Raw genomic sequence first — 21,715 nt, forward strand, 5'->3', positions numbered from 1 at the left:
GGGGAGTAACGCCCCGGGCCCGGCCCTCATCCCCCGACGCAGAAAGTAAGGAAGCATCGTGAGAATCGTTTGCATCGACGGCGAAGCGCAGTACTACGACATCGTGAAGCGCGACGTCATCGAGCCGCTCGCCGCGGCGGGCCACCAGCTCGACTGGTTCGAGGAGCGTTTCGCCGACGCTGACGCCACCATCGCCCGAGCGCAGGGCTACGACGGGCTCTACATCATCGGAGACCAGGGTCCGCTCCCGGAACGCCTCCTCTCCGAAGTGCCGAGCCTCAAGCAGGTCAGCTTCGTGGGCACCGGCGCCCACCGTTTCGTGAACGTCGCGGAGGCAGAGGGCCTGGGGATCACCGTCACCAACGTTCCGGACTTCGCGAGCCGAAGCGTCGCTGAGCACGCCATCGCGCTCATGTTCGCCGTCGCGCGGCGAGTGCCAGAAGGCGACCGCATCGTTCGGGCAGGCGCGTGGCAGAAAAATCAGGGCATCAAGCTGCGCGGCCGCACGCTCGGCGTTGTCGGCACCGGGGCCATCGGTCGCGAAGTCATCGAGATGGGTCACGCCCTCGGCATGGAGGTGGTCTTCTGGAACCGCACCAAGCGCCCCGAGGTCGAAGCGAGGCTCCCCGGTCGACGCGTGGAGCTCGATGAGCTCTTCCGTGTGAGCGACGTGGTCTCGCTGCACCTCACCCACACGCCCGAGACGGAAGGGCTCATCTCAGCAGAACTGCTCCGGTCGCTGCCTGACAATGCGATCGTCATCAACACCGCGAGAGACGAGATCCTCGACCGCGAGACGCTCTTCGCGCTCCTGGGAGAGGGCCGCCTCTTCGGCGCGGGCATCGACGTGTTCGAATCCGAGCCACCGCAGCTCGATCAGCTGCCGATCGATCAGCCGAACCTCATCCTCACCCCGCACATCGGCTTCCACACGGACGAGGCGGACGAGGTGTTCGCCATCGCAGGCCAGAACATCATCGCGTTCGCCGAAGGCGCGCCCCGCAACGTCGTGCGCAGCGCCGCACTCTAGCCAGCAGCATCCGACATGAAGGAATCAATGGACATCCGCCACGCCACTCACCCCGACGAGCTCGCGCACCTCAGCGACGAGCAGCTGCGGGCCCGCTTCGTGATCAGCGACCTCTTCGTGCCAGGGGAGCTCGCGCTCGTCTACAGCCACGAAGATCGCATGGTGCTCGGGGGCGCGACGCCGCGCCCGGGGACCACGCTCACCCTCGAAACGCCGGCAGAGCTGCGCGCCGAGTTCTTCTGCCAGCGCCGCGAGCTTGCCGTGACCGGACTGAGTGGCCAGGGAGTCGTCGTCGTCGACGGAACCCGCTACGCGCTCGGCCACATGGATGCTCTCTACATCGGTCGAGGCGCCCGCGAGGTCTCGTTCGAAGCAGAGGTCGAGGGCACCCGCTTCTTCCTCTCCTCAGCGGTCTCTGGAGAAGCGCACCCCACGACCCTCATTCCGAAGGCGCAAGCCCTCACGACCGAGACCGGCGAGGTGGAGCACGCGAACCGGCGCATCGTGCGCAAGCACATCCACGAAGACGGAGTGCGCAGCAGCCAACTCGTGCTCGGCATCACCGCCCCCGAGACCGGCAGCGTCTGGAACAGCATGCCGCCGCACACCCACGACCGGCGCACGGAGGTGTACGCCTACTTCGACCTCGACGAGAACGAGCGCGTCTTCCACTTCATGGGGCTGCCGGGACAGACCCGCCACGTGCTGCTCAAGGACGGCGACGTCGTCATCTCCCCAGCCTGGTCGATGCACTTCGGCGTCGGCACCACCAATTACTCGTTCCTCTGGGTCATGGCCGGTGAGAACCAGTCGTTCGCCGACATGGACCAGATCGCGGTGCCGCAGATCTAGTCGCGGAGATGCGGTCGGACGAGTGCCGACCGGTGTAAGCAGTCGGCAGCGGGGAGTGGAAAAACAGGGATGCGCCCGGAGCTCCAGGTTCCGGGCGCATCCTCTTTTCTAGGCTGCGGGCCCATCCAACCGCTCCCCGACGATCGCCATCGCTCGCTGCTGGGTCTCGTTGAGCATCGACTCGGAGTACTCGTCGAAGAGGCCAGCCGCGTCGGACAGGTCGAGCTCGGGCGCATCCGCGCGCAGCGAGCTGACGACCTGCGCGAAGGTCTCGACGAATTTCTCGACGAAGCTGACGAAATCTGCCTCGCTGGTCTCATCGCTGAGTCGGTGGAACTCGGCCGTAATGGCAACGATCTGCGGCACCAGCTCGGGATCGCTGAGCTGCTCGTAGTAGCCGACCAGGTGCGGCATCCCCTCCTCGCCGACGAGGTGCGCGAGCAGCACGGTCTGGTCGCGGTCCATCTGCTCGAGCTCGGGGGAGAGGTGGCCCGAGAGGGTGCCCATGAAGGCGGCGAGCTCCGGCGGCAGATCCGGCGTCGTGGGCAGGTCGCGCAGCTGAGCGATGAGGGCGCGCTGCGCGGTGAGGCGGTCGATCTGCGCCGCGAGTTCTGCGTCGAGCCGGTCGAGCATCGCGGGCGTATCAGCGCCGTGCTCGTCGAGGAGATTCGGCATGTCCTCGAGGGTGATGCCGAGTGCGGCCAGGCGGCGGATGCGCAGCACCCGGATCAGGTCGTGCACCCCGTACTGCCGGTACCCGTTCGACGTGCGGGGCGGCTCATCCAGCACCCCGACCTGGTGGTAGTGCCGCAGCGCGCGCACCGTGACGCCGGCGCGGCGGGCGAGCTCGCTGCTGTTCATCGCACACCACCCGCGTTCACGCTCGCTGCCTGGGGTTCAAGTGTACGAAGCGGGCGGGCGGCGAGGCCGTAGACGAACGCGCATCCCCACGCCCCGAGCAGCACTAGCGCGGCGGCGTTGACACTCGCGTATTCGGTGAGCAGGGCGGCGAGCATGATGCCGACCGACGGGGCTGCCGTCGTGAGGGCGTTCTGGGTGCCCATGATGCGGCCGCGCAGCTGCTCGGGGATGCGCTCGATCATGAGCACGCCCATGAGGCTGCCGAAGAGCCCGCTTGCGACGCCCATGACGAAGGCGCCCGCGAACACGACCCACACCGCGGTGAGCAGGCTGATGAGGCCGATGCCGACCGTCGTGCCGATCATGCCGACCACGAACCAGGCGCGGCGCGGGCCGCGGGTGCCGGCGACGGCGTAGGTGCCGCCGCCGACGAGCATGCCGAGGGCGAGCGCGCTGAGCACGAATCCGAGGAGCCCCGGCTGTTCGACCTGCGTGAAGTAGACGGGCAGCACGAGTCCCTGGAGTCCGGCGAGCACAAACACCGACACGAGGCTGAGTGCCGTGGTGGCGACGAGGAAGGGGCTTCGGAACAGGGCCCGCCAGCCGTCGCGCAGCTGCGACCATCCGGTGCCGACCGGGGTGGATGCACGCGAGCCGTCGTCGGCGACGATCTCGCCGACTGCCCTCGGGATGATGAGTGTGATGAGGGCGGCGAGGAGGGAGGTGGCGGCCGTGACCCAGAGCACGGTGGAGCCGTCGAAGAGCACCATGAGGGTTCCTGCGGCGGCGGGGCCGATGAAGATGGCGACGGCGCTGAGGCTCTCGCGCACGCCCATGAGGCGTTCGGCGCTGATGTTGCTGTGGCGCACGATCGCGGGCAGGAGTGCTTCGCGGGCCGTCATGCCCGGGACGTCGCCGAGGGACCCGATGATGCCGAAGAGCACAAACCAGCCGAGGTTGAGGCCCGAGACCAGGTCGATGATCGGCAGCGCCGCGATGGAGGCGGCGGAGATGAGGTCGGTGACGACGGATGAGGTGCGCCGGTTGATGCGATCGATGACGACCCCCATGAAAAGGCCGGCAAGCACCGCCGGGATGGCGGTGGCCGCGGCGACCGTGCCCGCCCCGAGCGCGCTGCCCGTCGTCGAAAGCACGATGAGCGGGAGGGCGATGCCCGCGATCGAGTTGCCGAGCAGCGACAGGACGTGCGAGGTGAGGTACGTGACCGGCAGGAGGTTCATGTACCCCAGCAGAAACTATGACGTTGGGGCGGGGTCAAGTGGAGGACGCACTTGTAGCCTTTTGAGCGGTGCGATGCCGTCGCCGCTCGCCTCGCCGGCGTGATCCGGAGCCGGGAGTGCCGGTGAGGCGAGCGGCGCAGTCGGGGTTATGCGTGTCAGTCGAGAATCGCGACGAGGCGGCCGTTGACGCCGCCAGCCTTGAGGCGTTCGAGGCCGGCTGGGATCTCGTCGAACGTGATCTCCTCGGCGGCGATGCGGAGGTCTCCGCTCGCGACGAGGTCGATTACGGCCTGGAGGTGCTCGGGGTTGCCGGCAACGGTTGCGCCGCGCAGTTCGATCGCGCGCGAGACAAGGTCGATGGAGTTGATCGTCCACTCAGCCTTGCCGAGGCCGACGAGCACAACACGGCCGCGGTTCTTCACGGCGCGGATCGCGCCAGTGGTCGTCGTGCCGAAGCCGGCGAAGTCGATGACGACGTCAAGGTCGCGGCCTTCGAGGGCCGACACGTCACTGTGAACTTCTTCGACGCCGAGCGACGTCGCGGTTTCCCACAGCGACTCGCGTGGCTCGACGCCGTACACGGTCGCTCCCTGCAGGATAGCGATGCGGGCGCCCATCATGCCGAGGCCGCCGAGGCCCACGATGCCGACTCGGTCGCCCGCCTTCACCTCGCCGAAGACGACAACGCCGGTGTAGGAGGTGAGACCCGCGTCGGTAGCTGCTGCGGCCTGGCCCCAGTCCATCCCCTCGGGGATGCGGACCAGCTTGGTGGCCGTGACGAGGATGTACTGCGCGTAAGCGCCGTCGCGCGAGACACCGGGTGCGTCGTCGGGGGAGATGGCGCTCGCGACGGCATCGCCAACGCTCCAATCGGTGACGCCTTCGCCGAGAGCCTCGATTGTGCCGGATGCCTCGTGGCCGAGGATCGCGGGGAAGGGGATTGTGATCGGGATCACACCCTCCATGTAGCCGACATCACTGTGGCAGAGGCCTGATGCGCGCACTTTAACCAGCACCTGACCGGGCCCGGGAGTTGGGCGTTCGATGTCGGCTTCCTGCAGGGAGCCGTGGACTTCGTTGAGCAGCCATGCCTTCATGGTCAGCCTTTCCTTCGAGCATTCGACGTTGGATGCGGCCGACGTGCAGTCCTGGGCGCAGACGCGGGAGGATGGACGCCAGTCGACATCTCGGAGTCTACGCTTTCGATAGACAGTGTCTAGTCAAGGAACGGTGAGCATGGCCACCTCTCAGGAGCGCAAACGGCAGAACCTGCGCGTCGTCGACGACGAACAGGCCCGTGCGACGAGGTCCCGTCTGCTCGCGGCCGTGCGCGAGATCGCGGCGGAGAACGTGCAAAGGCCGAGCGTGACGCTGCTCTGCGAGCGCTCCGGGGTCGCCAGGAGCACCTTCTACACGCATTTCGCGACAGTCGAGGATCTCGCCGTGCAGGCCCTGACGGAGGTGTTCGGTGAGGTGTCCGCCGACGATGTGCGGCGTCGCATCCAGCACCGCGAATCCGGACGGGATATCGCGCGCGACGGTCTCGATCGGGTTATTGCCGCACTCGAGGGGTCACGTGAACTGCTCGACTACACGATCGGGATCGGCTCGCGCGCCGCCGTGCTCGAGAGTCTGATTGGGCAGTTCGCGGCATCCACGCTGGTCACCGTCGTGACCGAGTACTCGGAGTTGGATGCGTCGGTTCAGGCGTTCATCAACGACTATGTGAGTGCCGGCACCGCGCACACGATCCTCGCGTGGATGGAGAACCCGGGAGCCCGAGGTCGCGACGATCTGATCGAGCAGCTCGTCGACCTGTTGCCGGCGCGGCTCGTCAGCTGACGATTCCGGCAATCCCCTCGTTCTGACGCGGATCGGCCCGCGCGGTCAGAGCGTCGACGCGAGTTCCCGCACCTGCTCCCGTGCCGCCTCGAACTCCCGCGCGGCGGCCTCGCTGCCCAGCGCTGGGACAACGTCGGCGAGGGTGCGGCTCGTCGCGACGACGGTGACCTCCATGCCGAGACTTTCGCCGAGCACGATCTTCAAGGCCGCCGACCCGTGGTCCCAGGACTCGCTGGGGCTGCCTGCGTCGTAGCTTGCGCCGCGGGCGGAGATGACCACGGCGGGCCGGCCGGCGAGCGGTTGAGTGGCCTCGTCGAAGGGCGAGGTGATGCCCGGCACGTGAATGTGATCGACCCAGGCCTTGAGCGTCGAGGGCATCGAATAGTTGTAGAGGGGCGCACCGATCACGACCACGTCGGCCGCGAGCAGCTCGCTGAGGAGCTCCTGCTGCAGCGCAGCCGCGGAGGCAGGCACCTCGACGCCGCCGCGAAGCCGCGGGGGCCAGTGCTGCGCGACGGACTGCAAGTGCGGGAGCTGGTCGCGGTGCAGGTCCCGATACACGACGGTGTGGTCTGCACCCCTGCTTGTCCAGGTCTCGGCGAACACCGCGGTCAGAGCGCGCGTGCGGGACGTCGTGAGGTCAGCGGAGGAATCGATGTGGAGCAGTGTTGGCACGGCAGCATCCGTTTCGCAGTCGGGTCGGGGGGAGGGGGAGAGAGCACCCCGATGGTATCGGCGTGGGGTGCTCGCTCATCCGTCTGAGGTCATCCCGCGCCACGCCACCTCGAGCCCCGCGCGGCAGCGGGCGCGAGCGGCTGGGTTGTCGAAGCGGTCGCCGCGCACGACGAGCTGGTAGTAGAAGATGCCGGCGATGAGGTCGAAGCACGCTTCGACGTCGAGGTCAGCGCGCAGCGACCCCGCAGCGACGCCGGCGCGCAGCGCGTCTTCGATCGGGCTGCGGCGCACGGAGACGTGCGACTCCCAGTACGCCTGCTGCAGCGCCCGGTCGCTCATGACGAGGCGGATTCGCTGCCGGAACCGCTGGTCCGGGTAGCTCGTCTCGTCGAGTTCGGCGGATGCCCCCATCAGGAACTCGAACATACCCGCGCGCAGGTCTTCAGCGTTTGCCAGCGGGGCCGGCATCGTGCGCCCGACGTCGAGCGCGGCCGCGATGAGCGTCGTCATCGACGGCCAGCGCCGGTACAGCGCCGCCCGGCTCACACCGCTCCGGTCAACCACCCTCGACACGGTGACGGCCTCGTCGGCGTCGATGATCGCGAGTGTCGCCGCGAGGATCTGCCCGTCGAGTTCCTCGGTGCGGGGTCGACCGGGGCCGCGCCGCGTCTCGGCATCCTTGCCCGCGGCTGGGTGCGCCGCGGCGCCCGCATCCAGGTCCACGGATGCGGGCGCCTCGGCCGTTGCGAGAGACGTCACGCGAGGGCCTTCGCCTGGAGCTGCGCGACGGTCGCGTCGGTGAGCCCTGCCGCGCGGAGCGGCGCGAGCGGGTCGCCGTGGCGCTCGCGGAGGCGCGCGAGGAGGATGCGCATCGACACGTCCATGGGTTCGGCCCCGTCGAGGAGGGACCCGTTGAGCTTCGACACCTCTTCGAGGTCCATGCCGAACTTCGCGAGCAGCACGCTCATCGTCGGGCCGATGCGGGTGAGGATCGCGCCCATGTTGGCGTCGGTCTTCGCGTAGTCGCGCACAATGTCGTCGTCCGCTGCGCCGAGCGCGAGGAGCAGCATCGCGGCGAGCACGCCCGTGCGGTCGCGGCCGGCCGCGCAGTGGAAGGCGGTAGCGCCGGGGGAGACGCCGATGATGCCGAGCGCTGCGGCGAGCTGCGGCGCGGCCGTCTCGACCATGAGCGCATACATCTCGCCCATGCCGGCGTGCGCGCTCTCGTGCTCGTCGGCGGTGGGCAGCCCGCCACCGACGCTGCCCATGAGGGGCAGGTGGTGGTAGGAGACGGCGTGCGTGGCGAGCGGGCCGCGCCCCGTGAGGGCGACCTCGTCGGCGGTGCGCAGGTCGATGACCGAGGCGAGCCCGCCCGCGGTCAGCTCGCGTGCATCCGCTTCGGTGATGACGGACAGGTCGTCGGCGCGGATCGCGAGGCCGTCGCGGAGGGTGCCGCCGGCGATGGGGGTGCCGCCGAGGTCGCGCAGGTTGACGGGCGCGGAGAGGGTGATGTCGAGCGTGGTGGTCATGTGAGTCGCTTTCGGATGAGGGCGCTGCCCTGGTCGATCAGCGTGACGAGCACGATGATGCAGATGATGATGGCGCTGAGGTGTCCGTAGTCGTACATCTTCATCGCCGTGGTGAGCTCGAGGCCGATGCCGCCGGCACCGACGAGGCCCAGGATGGTGGCGCCGCGCACGTTGCCCTCGAAGAGCAGCAGCGTGTAGGAGACGAGCAGCGGTGCCGCCTGCGGGAGCACCCCGTACTGGATGAGCTGGCGGCGGGATGCCCCGACGGCCTGCATGGCCGACATGGGGCCGCGGTCGACGGATTCCATAGCCTCGGCGTAGACCTTGCCGATGGAGCCGATCGAGCCGAGCGTCATCGCGAGGATGCCCGCGAACGGCCCGAGGCCGACCGCCGAGACGAACATGAGCGCGAAGACGAGGTCTGGCACCGAGCGGATGATGTTCATGACCCATCGCGCCGGGTAGTACATCCACTTCGGGGCGATGTTCGACGAGGCGGCGAACGCCATGAAGAGCGACAGCACGGCCCCGAGGACGGTGCCGACGATGGCCATCTGCAGGGTCTCGATGAGGAGCGAGAAGATGGTGCCGAACTTCGAGAAGTCGGGCGGGAACAGGCGCGAGAGGAACTCGCCCATGTTGATGGCCCCGTCGCCGAGCTTCGCGAAGTTGAACTCGGCGCCCGCGAACGACCACAGCAGCACGATGACGGCGACCGGGATGCCGAGCATGAAGCGCGCTCGCGGGATCGAGAAGGCCCGTTCGAGGCGGTCGCGCTCGGCGGTCGTAAGGGTGGGGGCCGTGGATGCGCGGGGCGGCTTAGGCGCGGTGGTCGTCATCGTGGGCCTCCTCGTCGTCGTAGAGCACGGAGAGCTTGTCGGCATCGAGCGCGCCGGTTGGCGCCGAGACGAGCATCTCGCCGTGGCGGAGGCCGATGATGCGGTCGGTGTGTCGGAGGGCGAGGGGCAGCACGTGGAGGCTGACGAGCACGGGGATGCCGTCGCGGGTGGCGATGTCGCGCAGCAGTTCGAGCACGGAGTCGGCGAGCTTCGGGTCGAGGGATGCGACGGGTTCGTCGGCGAGGATCACCCGCGGTTGCTGCATGAGGGCGCGGGCGATGGCGACGCGCTGCTGCTGGCCGCCGCTCAGCGAACGGGCGGGGTCTTTCGCCTTGTGCGCGATGCCGACGCGGTCGAGCAGCTCCATCGCGCGTTTGCGGTGCTCGCTGCTGAAGCCGCCGATGAGGTTGATGGGTCCCGCACTGTGGAGGGTGCCGGTGAGCACGTTCGTGAGCACGCTGAGGCGGGGGATGAGGTTGAACTGCTGGAACACCTGCCCGACGCCTGCGCGCAGCTGCCGGAGCTCGCCCCGGCGGAGGTTGGTGACATCGTGGCCGGCGACTCGTGCCGTCCCGCCCGTGATGGGGGCGAAGCCGGTGAGGCTGCGCATGAGCGTCGACTTGCCGGAGCCGGACGCGCCGAGGAGGGCGACCATCTCGCCGGGGTGCAGGTCGAGGTCGACGCCGTCGAGCACGGTCGTCTCGTCGTAGGCGACCCGGAGGCCGCGCACGGTGACGAGGGGGAGGCGGGTGAGTGCATCCATGTCGCTGGCCGTTGTGGTTGCTGGTGCGGGCGCAGTGTTGGCGCTGGGTGCTGGGGCAAGGTTGGTCATTCGAGGTCCTCGAGCTGAACGCCTGCGACGCCGGCGATCTCGACGAAGCCGTCGAAGACGGAGGGCTCGGGGTCGACGGAGACGGGGAGGCCGATGAAGCCTGAACCGAGGGCGCCGAGGGCCTCGGCGTTCTCTTCGACGAAGACGGCCTGGATGGCGTCCTGGATGACGGTGCGCTTCTCGTCGCTGAGCTCGGGGCTGCCGAGGACGCTGCCCATGACGGGCATGGGGGCGCTCTCTCCGACGCCGCGCCACTCGCCGTCAGCGAAGGGGAACATGGGTGCGCCGAGCTCGGTGAGCATGATGGAGGTGCAGGCGGCGTCGACCTGGCCCTGTTCGAGGGCCGCGAAGGAGCCTTCGTGTCCGCCGGCGAAGATCGCCTCGTAGTCGGTGCCCTGCTCGAGGCCGGTCTCGTGGAGCATGTGGACGGGCATGAAGTAGCCGGAGCTGGAGGCTTGGTCGGCGAAGGCGACGGTCTTGCCTTCCAGGTCGGTGAGTTCCTGCACGGGGGAGTCGTTCAAGACGACGCAGGTGGAGACGGGGTCTTCGCTGCCCTCCCAGGCGAGCAGCGCATCCACTTCACCCGTGTTGACGGCGAGGGCGGAGGGGAAGCCGCTCATGATGCCCATGTCGACGTGGTCGGCGCGGATCGCTTCGACGACACTGAGGTAGTCGGGCACGTCAGTGACCTCGACCGTGTAGCCGGTCTCGGCTTCGAGGAGCTCAACGAGCGCGTCGATCGGGTTGGCCTGGGTGGGGTCTTCGCCGAGGGGGATGGTGGCGATCGTGATGGTGGTGTCGTCTGCGGTGGCTTCGGCCGTCTGGCAGCCGGTGAGGGCGAGGGCGCTGACGCCCATGATGCCGAAGGCGAGGAGCGGTGAACGGCGCATGTTCGGGGTCCTTCCGAGGGATGCTCCCGGGATTTCGAGAACACCGGTATGCAAACTCGCGAAGGTGACCGGCAATTACGAGACCGGTGGACTGGAAATTAGCGCGCAGGTGAACAGTTGGGGTGGGATGGCGGTGCGGTACGTTCGAACGGTGGTGAGTGACGAGACAGCGAAAGAGATCCGAGCCTTCGTCGAGGAGCGCGACTGGTCGCAGTTCCACACTCCGGAGAACCTGGCGAAGAGCATCTCCATCGAGGCCGCCGAGCTCCTTGAGTGCTATCAGTGGGATGCTGATGCCGACGTTGTTCGCGTGCGCGAAGAACTCGCTGACGTGGTGACCTACTCATTCATGCTCGCGGATCGCCTGGGCCTCGATCTTGACGAGATCGTGCTTGCCAAGCTCGCAAAGACGCGAGAGAAGTACCCGGTCGAGCTGTCCAAGGGGCGGAGCACGAAGTATGACGCGCTTTGAGATCGAGCCCGTCCCCTTCCGCCCGGACGCGGTCCAGCGGTGCTCGGCTACTGCTGATGAGCGGCGCAGGAACTGGCCCGTGGTCTATGTACTCGACGGCCCCCGGGGTGCGCGTCGCGGCTCGGTGTATGTCGGTGAGACCATCAGCGCAGAAAGTCGACTGACGCAGCATCTCGCGAGCGGGACGAAGGCGGGCATGCGCTCGGCGCGCATCATCCTGGACGACACCTTCAATAAGTCGGTTTGCCTCGATCTCGAATCGCACCTGATTCGCTGGTTCGCCGGTGACGGCGAATACACGGTGTTGAACGGCAACGAGGGCGTCGCCGATTCCGCCTATTACTCCCGGGAGGACTACCGGGAGTCGTTCGAGGAGATCTTCGAGCAGCTGAGGGCTGAGGGGCTCTTCGAGCAGACGATTCCGGAGATCGAGAACAGCGACCTCTTCAAGCTGTCGCCGTTCAAGGCGCTCTCCCGCGACCAGGCCATGGCCGCAGACCAGATCTTGAAGGGCCTGTTCGAGGACCTCGAGCTCAAGCGCGATGTCAGGTCGATGAGCGTGGTCGAGGGGAGTCCCGGCACCGGTAAGACCATTGTGGCGATCTACTTGCTCAAGCTTCTCGCCGAGATTCGTGACTGGGATGAGAACGAACCGCGCGAATCGAACACGCTGTTCGCGGACTTCTTCGTGCCGGAGAACAAGAAGCTGCTGCAGGGCACTCGGATGGGGCTGGTTGTTCCCCAGCAGTCGCTTCGTCGTTCGATTCAGAAGGTCTTCAAGAAGACCCCGAACCTCCACCCCAAGATGGTCCTCTCGCCGTTCGGCCTCGGTAAGGTCGTCGACCCGTTCGACATTCTGTTCGTGGATGAGACGCACCGGCTCAACCAGCGGGCGAATCAACCATCGGGAGTCCTTAACAAGGATTTTGGGGAGATCAACGCGCGCCTCTTCGGCACCGATGATCCCCGCCACACGCAACTCGACTGGGTGCGCGCGCAGTCGCGGCACAGCATCTGCATGCTCGACGTCAATCAGACTGTCCGCCCGGCCGACCTCCCCAGGGAGACGATGCTGGCGCTGGTGGATGAGGTGCGGGGCGACGAGCGCCACTACCCGTTGATGACGCAGATGCGCGTGAAGGCGGGGTCGGACTACTTCGGCTTCGTGAATCGGCTGCTCCGCGGTGAGAAGGGTCTTGCTGTCCCGGATTTCGGCGAGTACGACCTGCGGTTCTTTGGCGACGTCGGCGAGATGCGTGCTGCAATCCGGGAGCGGGATGCGGAAGTCGGCCTTTCGCGCATGGTCGCTGGGTACGCGTGGGACTGGGTGTCCCGGAAGGATCGGGACGCGTATGACATAGAGATCGATGGCGAGCGGATGCGGTGGAACAGCACCGACAAGGATTGGATCAACTCACCCAACGCGTTGGAAGAGGTCGGGTCGATCCACACGGTGCAGGGCTACGACCTGAACTACGCGGGCGTCATCATCGGGCCGGACCTCAAGGTTGACCCTGAGACTGCCGAAATTCGGGCGGACAGGGCTGCGTACCGCGACAAGAAAGGCAAAGAAGCCAACAAGGTCCTCGGGAAGTCTTACGGTGACGCAGAACTGCTGGAGTACATCCGCAACATCTACGCGGTGCTCATGACCAGGGGAATGCGGGGCACCTACGTGTATGTCTGCGACTCGAGCTTGCGAACACGCATGCGCGAACGAATCGACCCGGATTGAGTGAAAAGTCTTGGTGTCATTTCCGAGACCTGAGGTGAGGTGGTCGCACTGGTTGCGCTGCGCCTTGCAACCGCACCCCGCTGGTCTTCAGATTTATCCCGCTCGGCTCGGCCTAAGCGTGCAGCAGGCGATGAGTGACTCCGCGCCAGCCGCCAAGTTTGAAGTTACGGCGACGCGGCAGCGCAGCAGTCACAGTACCCGTGCTGTTGCTAGAGCCGACGGTGATCTCAGGTTCTCTTTGCGCGGCGTCAGCGGGATCGCCGAGAGCCGGCCCTGGTCTATCACGTCAAGTTCTACATGCAACTCAGGCTTCTATAAGCACGGTGTTCGCTGTCTTTCGCTCAAGGCACCGTCGAAAGTCGGCAACGGCACAGCTCATAGGCGTGGCCATGCTCCGAGTATGATTTCGACGAAACGGAACCGGATATCTGCTGGTCGACATTGATCTCGACCTCAAAGTTTGGGGCCTCGACACATGGAAAATCCGTGCGAACTAGTCCGACCGTAGAAGGGAAACGGCACCGACCGAGATCCTCTACAAGGAGCGATTCGTCCACCGCGTGGTGTGTGAGCCAGGCCGTGCAGCGGTCTCTGCATTCCTTCGTCTTCGAGATCCGCTGTTCAGATGAGTGCCAGAGTGGATAGAGTGGTCGAGGCTAGTGTATTCGCGTGAATCTAGCTGATTCATCCACATGAATAGGGGAAAAGCGACATGCCCATCGACCTCAGTAACCTTGGACGTCGCCGAGGAGCCGTATCGACGCAACCTCGCGACATTTTCGATGCACTGCCTTCTCGCCCCTGGCCGCGGTTGAGGTTAGAGCAAGGTGAAGTGTTGAAACTCTGGCACGAAAGGCGTGCTCAGCGAGACATTGTTATCAAGCAAAATACGGGCGGCGGCAAGACCGTGGCCGGCCTCTTGATCGCTCAGTCCAGTTTGAATGAAGCGGTAGGGCCTGCTGTCTACCTTGCTCCGGACACGTACTTAGCGTCACAGGCGTTGCACGAAGGTGAGCGCCTCGGCTTGAGCGTCACGGATAATGCGCGCAGTGCGGATTTCCGCGCGGGACGCTCGATTCTCGTCACAACCTTCCAGAAGGTTGTAAACGGTCAGAGTGTCTTCGGCGTCGTCGGCGGTTCGAGGTCCGTCACGAATATTGGCACCATCGTCGTTGATGATGCCCATTCGGCTCTCGCAATCACCGAGAAGCAATTCAAGGTTTCAGTTCCTGCCTCCAGTCCTGTATATGACGCGATGTTCCGACTTTTCAATGACTCACTGAGGGATCAGGGGGAAGCTGCATGGAAAGGTGTGCGGGAAGGACAAGTCGGGGCTACGATTCGCGTTCCGTTCTGGTCGTGGAACGGGCAGCAGCTCGCTGTCAGGAACATTCTTGATGCTGCCTATTCTGAAGCTGATGGACAGGCATCTTCGTGGCTGTACTATTCGTGGCCACTCGTCTCGCAGGTGCTGCATCTCTGCGCAGCAACGGTTACTGGCCGAGAGTTCGAAATAAGGCCTCCGTGCTCCCCTATTGAACTCATACCTGCCTTTGCCAATGCGCGTCGCCGGGTCTATCTCACGGCTACCTTGTCAGATGATAGTGTGCTGGTGACAGATTTTGGTGCAAATCCGAAGGATATCGAGCGGCCAGTTACTCCGGAGCGGGCATCTGACCTTGGAGACCGTCTGATCCTAGCCCCTCTCTCAATAAACCCGTCTGTCGTGGAAGACTCTGTGCGTGCTCTGGTAAAGGACTTCTCAGTCGGTGCCTGGGGTGACGGCGAAGGTGTTTCGAGGCCAGTCAATGTGGTTGTGCTCGTGCCATCGGACAAGCGTGCCAAGCTTTGGAGTGCCTACGCAGATCGTGTTTGTTACGTCGAGGACCTCCCGGATCTGGTTGCACAATTGAAGTCTGGTGAGCAACTCGGTGTGACAGTTCTTGTCAACAAATACGATGGCGTCGATCTCCCAGGTGAAGCCTGTCGTTTACTCGTAGTAGATGGGGTTCCTTTCCCCTTGAGTCCCAGTGAGTCAAGAATGGCCGCCGCGCTCCGGGGGACTGAGACCTACGCTGCAAGACAGACACAGAAGATAGAACAGGGAATGGGGCGCGGGGTACGCGATGCTGAGGACTACTGCGCGGTGCTGCTTTTGGGTAGTGAACTAGCGCTGAGCCTCACGAGCCCCCACATGCGAGAGCACTACTCGGCGGCTACCCGTATTCAGATCGACTTAAGCCTCGATCTGGCCGACATGATCAAGAACGAAGGTCTAGAGCATGTTCGGCAAGCGCTGGGCGTGTTCCTGCGGCGTGAGCCTGCATGGTTGGAAGCAAGTCGCGGCGCGACAGCAGGCGTAGAGTATGACCAAGTCAGCGTCGTTCACGAGGTCGAGAGGGCTCGGCGCAGAGCATTCGATCTGGCTCGGGCTGGACAATTCTATGAAGCGACGCAGGTTGTTCTTGACGGAGCGCGGGCCTTGACTCCTCTCGAGCAAGGTTGGTATCACGAGGAAGCAGCCGCTTATGCCGCTCACTTCGATTCGAATCGTTCTCAAGAAATCCTGAGAAACGCACGGTTAAACAACATCCACGCATTGCTGCCCGTGACGGCCGTGCCGATTGCGAAGCTGCGCCCAAGCGCGCGCCAAGCGCAAGCACTCCATGGATACCTGAGTGCCACTTATGCGAACAGTGTTGAGCTTGAACTCGGGTTCGCCAGCGTTCTTGACTCGATCGTCTTCGATGCAGAACAAGTTGAGGCTGCGGAGCAAGCATTCATGGATCTGGGCTTGCACCTGGGATTCGCAGCTGATCGACCGGACAAACGATACGGAACCGGCCCAGATGTAGTCTGGGCTCTGCCCGACGACCAGGCGCTCGTTATCGAACTTAAATCCGGTGTTACGCGACATGATGCTCGCATCATAAAGTCAGAAGTGGATCAAGTAGCGGGCCATCTGAATTGGTGTGCGGAGAATTTCGGGGAGGAGATTACGCTTCGTCCTGTTTTGGTTCACCCATCGGCCAGTCACATGCCCAATGCTACGCCGCCGTCGGGCCTTCGCATGTTGACGCCAGACGCAGTGGAGAACCTCAAGGATCGAGTCAAGAGTTTTTCTAGGGCTGCTGCAGCGGATGAAAATTGGCTGAGTGTGGATAAGTTGCGCGAACTTCTTGCGCAGCATGGATTGACTGGCCATTCATCAATTGCAAATAGTGCGCTGGTGGCTCAAATGTCTGAGGGTTTTGTCGCGAATATCCTTCGCAATGAATCAGACGCTGGGTAAGTTGGTGTTGACAGGCAACGGAGCGCTTCGAGTGACTCTGGGTGATTGGACTGCCATTGAGCAAGTTTGTGGCCGTCGGTCCTTGCTCTGGAACTCTTCGAATCAAATTGAGCTTGCAAGCGTGGTCTCGTGCGCTGAATGGCGAAAGCAGTGCTCGTGGTTTTGTTGAAGCCGTTTCGCTGAGCTGCTCGTCGTGCGGGATTCAGAACTAACTGGTTCTGACTCGCGTCGATGCACGCGCCTAATGCGGTTCGCGACTACTGGGATTCGGACCGCACGGCGCGAGGTCAAGGTTCTTAGTAGGTCATAAATTCGCAACAGCATTCTCGATTTGTTGACGAACGAGCCGGTGTTAGGTGTTCATGCGTGAGGGATGCGAATCCTGGTGCCTGCCGCGCGTGAAACGCATGCACCCGCTAGTCGGCCACGGAATCAGGAGCCGCCAGGATCACGGCGAGTAAGCGCCCTCCTCGGCCAGCCCATGTCAAGGACACGCTTGCAAGTACTCACCCGCATGCTCGGCGTGCACAGAACCGGGTTTACGGCTATCGCGGCCGCCACCGCGATCCTGCTGCTGTTCTCCGTCGGCTACGCGTGGATGACCCCGCACGTGCCCGACGCCGGCGCCTTCTACTCCTACGTCGACCGCGGTCTCGGGCGACGCCTGGGGCTGGGCACCGCATCCATCGCCCTGCTCTCCTACGTGCTGCTCACCGTGTCGATGACCAGCTACTTGGGCGTGCAGGCCGGCAACCTCTTCGAGCTGTGGACCGGGATGCAGGTGCCCTGGTGGCTCATCTCCGCCCTCATGATCGCGATCGTCGGGTTCCTCGGCTACCGCAACATCGACCTCTCCGCGAAGGTGCTCGGCGTCGTGCTGGTGCTCGAGGTCGTCGCGGTTATCGTCATCGACGTGGGGGTGCTCGCGTCCGGGCGCGAGCTCACGACGCTGCCGTTCAGTGTCAGCGAGGCCGTCTCCGGCACACCCGGCCTCGGGCTGCTGTTCGCGTTCCTCGGCTTCTTCGGCTTCGAGGCAACGGCAGTGTTCCGCAACGAGGCCCGCGACCCCGAGCGCACCGTGCCCCGCGCTACCTACATCGCCGTCATCGCGGTGGGTGCGCTGTACTTCGTCTCGTCCTGGCTTGTCATCGCGGGCCTCGGCGCCGACAACGCGGTCGCCCTCTCGAACGAGGACCCGGCCGGAGTCGTCGTTGGTCTCGCCGGTGACGTGGTCGCGCCGATCATGGCCGACATCGTGCAGGTCCTCGTCGTGACGAGCATGTTCGCGCGCATGCTCGCGTTCCACAACATCGTCACCCGCTACCTGTTCACGCTGGGGGAGCGGGACGTGCTGCCGCGCACCCTCGCCGCCATGCACCCGAAGCACTCGGCACCGTCGCGCGCATCCCTGTGGGTGACGATCATCACCGCCGTCGTGGTTGTCGTCTCCGCGCTCGCCCAGCTCGACCCGGTGCTGCAGATCTACACCTGGTACTCCGGCGCGGGCGCGGTGGGCGTCGTCGTCATGATGACCCTCGCGAGCTTCGCCGTCGTCGCCTTCCGTGCGCGGCTGAAGCGGGATGCGGCCGAAGGGACGGCTTCGTCGTGGGTCACTGTCGCGTCGCTGGCCGGCGGCATCGGGCTGGTGTTGGTGTTGATCATCGCGATCTGGAACTTCCCGTTCCTCGTCGGCGGCGTCATCGCGGCGATCATCTGGGGTGCCGTGCTCGCAGGGTTCTTCGCGGTGGGGATGCTGCTGCCGAGCAAGCGGTGACCTGCCGCGAACTCCGTCACCTCGCGTTCTGCCGGTTCTCGGCTGCGCGCCTCAGATCTGCAGACAGAGACCCACGCACTCCGCTGATGAGCTCGCGGCCCTTGACGAGGATTCGCCACCGGTTCAGCGATCGGAACCCTCTTGCGTGAGGCGAGTGTGCGCAGGCAAGCGGCGGTACTTGTCGTGCCGCCGCTTGTCTGGCGCCCGCGTGCTACTAGAAACCGAAATCGGGCCCGTCGTCGCGCGTGCTTGGCAGTGCAGGCTCAGGGGGCCAATGTCGAGGGGTTGTCTTGGCCTTTTCCTTCTTCGCCTCAGCGCGGAGATCGCTCTCGCTAAACGGAGAGTCGGTGCGTTCGGTGAGCCGCTTGAGCACCTTCAGTGCTTGCGCGCGGGTCAGGTGGCACCCAAGCAAGAACCGCAGGGCTTCGTCGTGGGAGAGACGCTTTGTCATCATGTTTTCCTTCCGTTTCGACGAGGTTCGCAGAAACGAAAGTGGGCGTTCGGGGAGGTGGCTACGCCCATAGGGAGCCAACACGGGGCCAACGTATCGCGCTCTCGCGGGGTGGTTCACAGCAAGTTTCCAGGATAAAACAAGCATTGCGTTCGTGAATTCGCTTTTGGGTACTCACCACCGTCTTCACGATCACCCTTCTACTCACTTGCATCGTGGACCGCGGATCCTAGGACTCTGGTCGCCCCAGCCCGGTGGTGCGTCCCCATCCGGCTCTCCGCAATCGAGAGTGAAGGAGCGGGTAGCGCGTCGTTGCGCTGGTAGAGGTCGAGGCCTTACCGGATGGAAGTTCTTACACTCCCCGTCCGAAAGATCTCGACGTGCCTAACGCTACCCTCCAACTTCCTGACCTCACCGCGTTCTGCGGTCTTGACGAGCTCGGGTTGGAGGTGACCGGGCAGGTCATCTCCGAACGTCGCAGGGTGCTCGCGCGCCGGGTCCTTGAACCTAATGACTGGTGTCATCGTTGCGGTAGCCAAGGGTCGGCGCGGGACTCCATCACGCGCCGCCTCTCGCATGTGCCCTTCGGGTGGCGACCGATCGTGCTCGTGATCTCGGTCCGCCGATACCGCTGCTCCGAGTGCGCTCACGTGTGGCGTCAGGACACGTCAGCGGCCGCCGCACCGCGGGCGAAGCTCCCCCGAGCAGCGCCGCGATGGGGACTGGTCGGTCTCGTCGTCCAGCACCTCTCCGTCGCTCGCCTCGCGGAATCCTTGGACGTGTCCTGGAACACCGCGAACCGCGCCATCCTCGCCGAAGGACGAAGGCTTTTGATCGACGACCCCACGCGCTTCGATGACGTGACGGTTATCGGTGTTGATGAGCACGTCTGGCAGCACACCAAGCGCGGCGACAGGTTCGTGACCGTCATCGTCGACCTCACCCCAGTCCGTGCGAAGACGGGGCCAGCCAGGCTGCTTGACATGGTCGAAAGACGATCAAAGGCAGTGTTCACGGCCTGGCTGCAGGAGCAGACGCAGGCCTGGCGCGACCGAGTCGAGGTCGTCGCGATGGGCGGCTTCAAGACCGCGGCCGAGGCTTCACGTCAGCCTGCCCACCGGCGCAATGCGATCCCAAGCGCGGGAAGGTGACTCAGGACGACGTCGCGAACTGTCTCAAGATCAACACCGAAATACTGGTGGACGAGAATGTTGCGCAAGCCGCGGATCTGCGGCCATGGAATCTCCGGGTGCGCGTCGATGGTCTCAGTCGGCAGGTGCTTCGCTGCCTCACCGAGGATCTGCAGATTCCGCTCGAAGGCTTCGGTCGCCATGTCGAGATCGACCTGTTGGCTGTCGCGATTCTCGAGCACACCGATGTACCTCGTGCACCGATCGATGGACTGGAGGATGTCGGCGACTCGCTCGCGTCGGCTTCAACTCACAGAGGGACCGCGTCAGCCAGTGTTGCTTCCGAGACAGGACGCTTGAGAAGTTGGCGCGGGATGATGTCGATGTCATCGCGCCGAACAGCAGGCGCGTTTCTTCCATCAGTCCGGATGCGCGCATGAGGAGGTTGCCATCAACCGGGTCCATCTCCGCGAGGAGGTCAACGTCACTGTCATCACGCGCCGTCCCGCGAGCGACGGAGCCAAACAACGTCGGATTCGTCGCCCTGTACTTCGCGAGGAGCGCCAAGAACTCGACGCGACGCTCGTTGATCATCTCTCGCAGGGCGAGCGTCTCAGGAGTGACCGCGGGCATCGACATGGCCTGAGAGCACCGGCGGCCTCTCCGCAAGAAATAGAAGTTTGAGTCAGCCGATCTGGATGTCAGACACAGTCTGGCGCACCAACTTCTTCTCGTAGCTGCCTCGGCTCCCGTCCGCCAGACCGCCCGGCCCCGCGGATCCATCACCCGCGCCTGGACGAGCCGCCTCTCAGGCCAAGTTTTAGCGAGGGCCACGGCAAGCATCGCGACTCCATAAGTGCCAGGGGCAGACACCACCCCACGCAGATCCGTGCTTGAGGCGGTGACTGCGATTCCTATACTTCGGAGATCTTGACGTCGTCCGGTGCTTCCGGGGTGGTCTCGATCTCGCCAGTGGCCAGATCTAACAGGATCGAAAATCCCGTACTGGCTTCCAGGTCAACGGAGTTCTCGCGCGGTTGCCCGTCGCTGTCGGTCCCGGCAACGTAATTGCAAGCGAACTCGGCCTTGATCTGGCCCCTGAGCTCCAGTGTGCTGTCAGCGCCGGATCGCTCAACTTCCGCGAGAGCGTCTTCGAGCTCGTATGTCGGGGAGGGGGAGTGTGCGATCTCAGAGTTGGCGCCCTTATAGGTGCTCGCAGCTTCAAATAAGTAGCCAGCGATCTCGTCTAGCTTCTCGGCTAGGGCAGCCCCCGGGCTGGAGTCAGGGTTCAGGAACTCGCAAACCTCTAGCGCTTGCTTCGCCTCAGCGGGGTCGCAAGAGAAGAGAGCCGCCGGGTCGTTGTCGGGGTCAAGGCCGTGATCTTCGAGCAGAACAGCAAACGGTGTTTTCGTCGGCAGAGAGAAGTACTGGACCGATCCATGAGTGTGCATACCTGATGGTACCGGCTCGTCACCGAGCCTCGTCGAGCATCTGCCATCATGAGCCTATGAACACCGGGGGAGAGGCGCGGGCGCGCGCGATGGCATGGCAAGTGGCAGCATGATCGTCGGCGGCGTGGCCGTGATCGCGGTCCTGGTGAGCGGATGCGCGCCGACGGCCAACGAGGGCGGCTCAGCGACGACAACACCATCGGTTGCCTCAAGCGAAGCGACACCGTCGGAAACACCGCGGCCGACGATTCCCTACGGAGCGGAAGACGTCGAAGGTGACGTGCTCGCCTGCCAGAACGTGAACGCATCCGTCAACCGCATGTTCGACTTCGCCGCGGTGAACGCAAACTACAACGCGAACGAAGACGTCTTCGAGCAGTTCTACGGAGCAGCAATGGCGCTCCTCTACTCGGGCGACGGCGTCGAGGTAACCCCAGCCGTGAGCACCGCACTCGGCGCGCTCGTCGAGACCTTCACGTCAGCACCGCCGTCAACCCAAGACGGCGTCTCCGGCTACTGGGACGTCGCGAAGGCCTACACGGACGACCCCCGCCGGAGGCGAACTCACCGAGGAACTCGAAAGTGGCATCACGGCGTGCGCCGACGCCGGCTACGAATGGGTTGACTGGGCGTAGAAGCGCGTGCCGGGCCGACTGGTGCTAAATGCATTCCCCGTAGAGGCCTTGCACCACGCCGCCGGCCTGCTCGACCTCATCCGACGCGGGGAACCAATCGAGTTCGCCGAACGGCTTCTTGTTGACCATATCGGTGTGCGCCTGCTCAAGATGCGCCTTCCAAAGTGCCCACGACTCGGCGGCT

Annotated in this window: 21 protein-coding genes and 1 pseudogene; 9 read left to right on the forward strand and 13 right to left on the reverse strand. The window is 64.7% G+C overall.

Annotated features, from left to right (window positions below; translation table 11 throughout):
* The first annotated feature begins 58 nt into the window (after positions 1–58).
* Together C5B85_RS04735 and kduI are read left to right on the forward strand one after the other, a co-directional pair.
* On the forward strand, positions 59–1,030 hold the full coding sequence (locus C5B85_RS04735; RefSeq protein ID WP_181064281.1) for a 2-hydroxyacid dehydrogenase: 972 nt from the start codon (positions 59–61) through the stop codon (positions 1,028–1,030).
* A 15-nt stretch (positions 1,031–1,045) separates the two neighbouring features.
* Complete coding sequence (gene kduI / locus C5B85_RS04740; RefSeq protein ID WP_258070588.1) at positions 1,046–1,882, forward strand: 5-dehydro-4-deoxy-D-glucuronate isomerase; 837 nt, start codon at positions 1,046–1,048, stop codon at positions 1,880–1,882.
* Between the two features lie 108 nt (positions 1,883–1,990).
* Here the strand turns inward: kduI and C5B85_RS04745 are convergent, their stop codons facing one another.
* The 3 genes from C5B85_RS04745 to C5B85_RS04755 all read right to left on the reverse strand — a co-directional run bounded on the left by C5B85_RS04745 (position 1,991) and on the right by C5B85_RS04755 (position 5,081).
* The gene (locus C5B85_RS04745; protein ID WP_104284902.1) at positions 1,991–2,743 is read right to left on the reverse strand and encodes a MerR family transcriptional regulator; all 753 of its coding nucleotides are present in this window, start codon (positions 2,741–2,743) and stop codon (positions 1,991–1,993) included.
* Positions 2,740–3,984: an MFS transporter gene (locus C5B85_RS04750; RefSeq protein WP_104284903.1), complete on the reverse strand. Its 1,245-nt coding sequence runs from the start codon at positions 3,982–3,984 to the stop codon at positions 2,740–2,742. The genes C5B85_RS04745 and C5B85_RS04750 overlap by 4 nt, the downstream gene beginning before the upstream one ends.
* Positions 3,985–4,139: 155 nt before the next feature.
* The gene (locus C5B85_RS04755) at positions 4,140–5,081 is read right to left on the reverse strand and encodes a zinc-binding dehydrogenase (protein WP_104284904.1); all 942 of its coding nucleotides are present in this window, start codon (positions 5,079–5,081) and stop codon (positions 4,140–4,142) included.
* Between the two features lie 139 nt (positions 5,082–5,220).
* Here C5B85_RS04755 and C5B85_RS04760 point away from each other — a divergent pair, with 139 nt between their 5' ends.
* Positions 5,221–5,826: a TetR/AcrR family transcriptional regulator gene (locus C5B85_RS04760; protein WP_104284905.1), complete on the forward strand. Its 606-nt coding sequence runs from the start codon at positions 5,221–5,223 to the stop codon at positions 5,824–5,826.
* Between the two features lie 45 nt (positions 5,827–5,871).
* On the opposite strand, the gene C5B85_RS04765 is transcribed toward C5B85_RS04760, so the two are convergent.
* The 6 genes from C5B85_RS04765 to phnD form a co-directional block, all read right to left on the reverse strand.
* Positions 5,872–6,501 (reverse strand): FMN-dependent NADH-azoreductase, encoded by a 630-nt coding sequence (locus C5B85_RS04765; protein WP_104284906.1) that lies wholly within the window; start codon positions 6,499–6,501, stop codon positions 5,872–5,874.
* Between the two features lie 75 nt (positions 6,502–6,576).
* On the reverse strand, positions 6,577–7,260 hold the full coding sequence (locus C5B85_RS04770; protein ID WP_258070589.1) for a TetR/AcrR family transcriptional regulator: 684 nt from the start codon (positions 7,258–7,260) through the stop codon (positions 6,577–6,579).
* Complete coding sequence (locus tag C5B85_RS04775; protein WP_104284907.1) at positions 7,257–8,030, reverse strand: tyrosine-protein phosphatase; 774 nt, start codon at positions 8,028–8,030, stop codon at positions 7,257–7,259. Before C5B85_RS04775 ends, C5B85_RS04770 begins: the two co-directional genes overlap by 4 nt.
* The gene (phnE, locus tag C5B85_RS04780) at positions 8,027–8,869 is read right to left on the reverse strand and encodes a phosphonate ABC transporter, permease protein PhnE (protein WP_104284908.1); all 843 of its coding nucleotides are present in this window, start codon (positions 8,867–8,869) and stop codon (positions 8,027–8,029) included. Before phnE ends, C5B85_RS04775 begins: the two co-directional genes overlap by 4 nt.
* Complete coding sequence (gene phnC / locus C5B85_RS04785) at positions 8,850–9,701, reverse strand: phosphonate ABC transporter ATP-binding protein (protein ID WP_181064282.1); 852 nt, start codon at positions 9,699–9,701, stop codon at positions 8,850–8,852. Before phnC ends, phnE begins: the two co-directional genes overlap by 20 nt.
* On the reverse strand, positions 9,698–10,591 hold the full coding sequence (gene phnD / locus C5B85_RS04790) for a phosphate/phosphite/phosphonate ABC transporter substrate-binding protein (RefSeq protein ID WP_104284909.1): 894 nt from the start codon (positions 10,589–10,591) through the stop codon (positions 9,698–9,700). Before phnD ends, phnC begins: the two co-directional genes overlap by 4 nt.
* 127 nt (positions 10,592–10,718) lie before the next feature.
* Here phnD and C5B85_RS04795 point away from each other — a divergent pair, with 127 nt between their 5' ends.
* The 4 genes from C5B85_RS04795 to C5B85_RS04810 all read left to right on the forward strand — a co-directional run bounded on the left by C5B85_RS04795 (position 10,719) and on the right by C5B85_RS04810 (position 17,864).
* Complete coding sequence (locus C5B85_RS04795; RefSeq protein ID WP_104284910.1) at positions 10,719–11,063, forward strand: nucleotide pyrophosphohydrolase; 345 nt, start codon at positions 10,719–10,721, stop codon at positions 11,061–11,063.
* Positions 11,050–12,798: a DUF2075 domain-containing protein gene (locus C5B85_RS04800; protein ID WP_104284911.1), complete on the forward strand. Its 1,749-nt coding sequence runs from the start codon at positions 11,050–11,052 to the stop codon at positions 12,796–12,798. Before C5B85_RS04795 ends, C5B85_RS04800 begins: the two co-directional genes overlap by 14 nt.
* A 712-nt stretch (positions 12,799–13,510) precedes the next feature.
* Positions 13,511–16,090 (forward strand): helicase C-terminal domain-containing protein, encoded by a 2,580-nt coding sequence (locus C5B85_RS04805; RefSeq protein WP_104284912.1) that lies wholly within the window; start codon positions 13,511–13,513, stop codon positions 16,088–16,090.
* A 496-nt stretch (positions 16,091–16,586) separates the two neighbouring features.
* Entirely contained in the window at positions 16,587–17,864 is a 1,278-nt protein-coding gene (locus tag C5B85_RS04810) for an APC family permease (RefSeq protein WP_258070590.1), read from the forward strand.
* Between the two features lie 214 nt (positions 17,865–18,078).
* On the opposite strand, the gene C5B85_RS04815 is transcribed toward C5B85_RS04810, so the two are convergent.
* On the reverse strand, positions 18,079–18,315 hold the full coding sequence (locus tag C5B85_RS04815) for a hypothetical protein (protein ID WP_146077846.1): 237 nt from the start codon (positions 18,313–18,315) through the stop codon (positions 18,079–18,081).
* A 380-nt stretch (positions 18,316–18,695) separates the two neighbouring features.
* On the opposite strand from C5B85_RS04815, the pseudogene C5B85_RS04820 reads away from it, so the two are divergent.
* Positions 18,696–19,409: pseudogene (locus C5B85_RS04820) on the forward strand (transposase); the annotation flags it as partial.
* Between the two features lie 11 nt (positions 19,410–19,420).
* Here C5B85_RS04820 and C5B85_RS19755 read toward each other — a convergent pair.
* From C5B85_RS19755 to C5B85_RS04835, 3 genes are all read right to left on the reverse strand, one after another.
* On the reverse strand, positions 19,421–19,687 hold the full coding sequence (locus tag C5B85_RS19755; RefSeq protein ID WP_374953080.1) for a DUF86 domain-containing protein: 267 nt from the start codon (positions 19,685–19,687) through the stop codon (positions 19,421–19,423).
* Positions 19,605–20,288: a nucleotidyltransferase family protein gene (locus tag C5B85_RS19760; protein ID WP_374953081.1), complete on the reverse strand. Its 684-nt coding sequence runs from the start codon at positions 20,286–20,288 to the stop codon at positions 19,605–19,607. Before C5B85_RS19760 ends, C5B85_RS19755 begins: the two co-directional genes overlap by 83 nt.
* Positions 20,289–20,359: 71 nt before the next feature.
* Positions 20,360–20,896, reverse strand: coding sequence for a hypothetical protein (locus C5B85_RS04835; RefSeq protein WP_104284915.1), 537 nt, complete (start codon positions 20,894–20,896; stop codon positions 20,360–20,362).
* Between the two features lie 94 nt (positions 20,897–20,990).
* Here C5B85_RS04835 and C5B85_RS04840 point away from each other — a divergent pair, with 94 nt between their 5' ends.
* The gene (locus tag C5B85_RS04840) at positions 20,991–21,521 is read left to right on the forward strand and encodes a hypothetical protein (RefSeq protein WP_146077847.1); all 531 of its coding nucleotides are present in this window, start codon (positions 20,991–20,993) and stop codon (positions 21,519–21,521) included.
* Positions 21,522–21,715 lie beyond the last annotated feature (194 nt).

Source organism: Pseudoclavibacter sp. AY1F1 (assembly GCF_002931075.1).
Classification (GTDB): domain Bacteria; phylum Actinomycetota; class Actinomycetes; order Actinomycetales; family Microbacteriaceae; genus Pseudoclavibacter.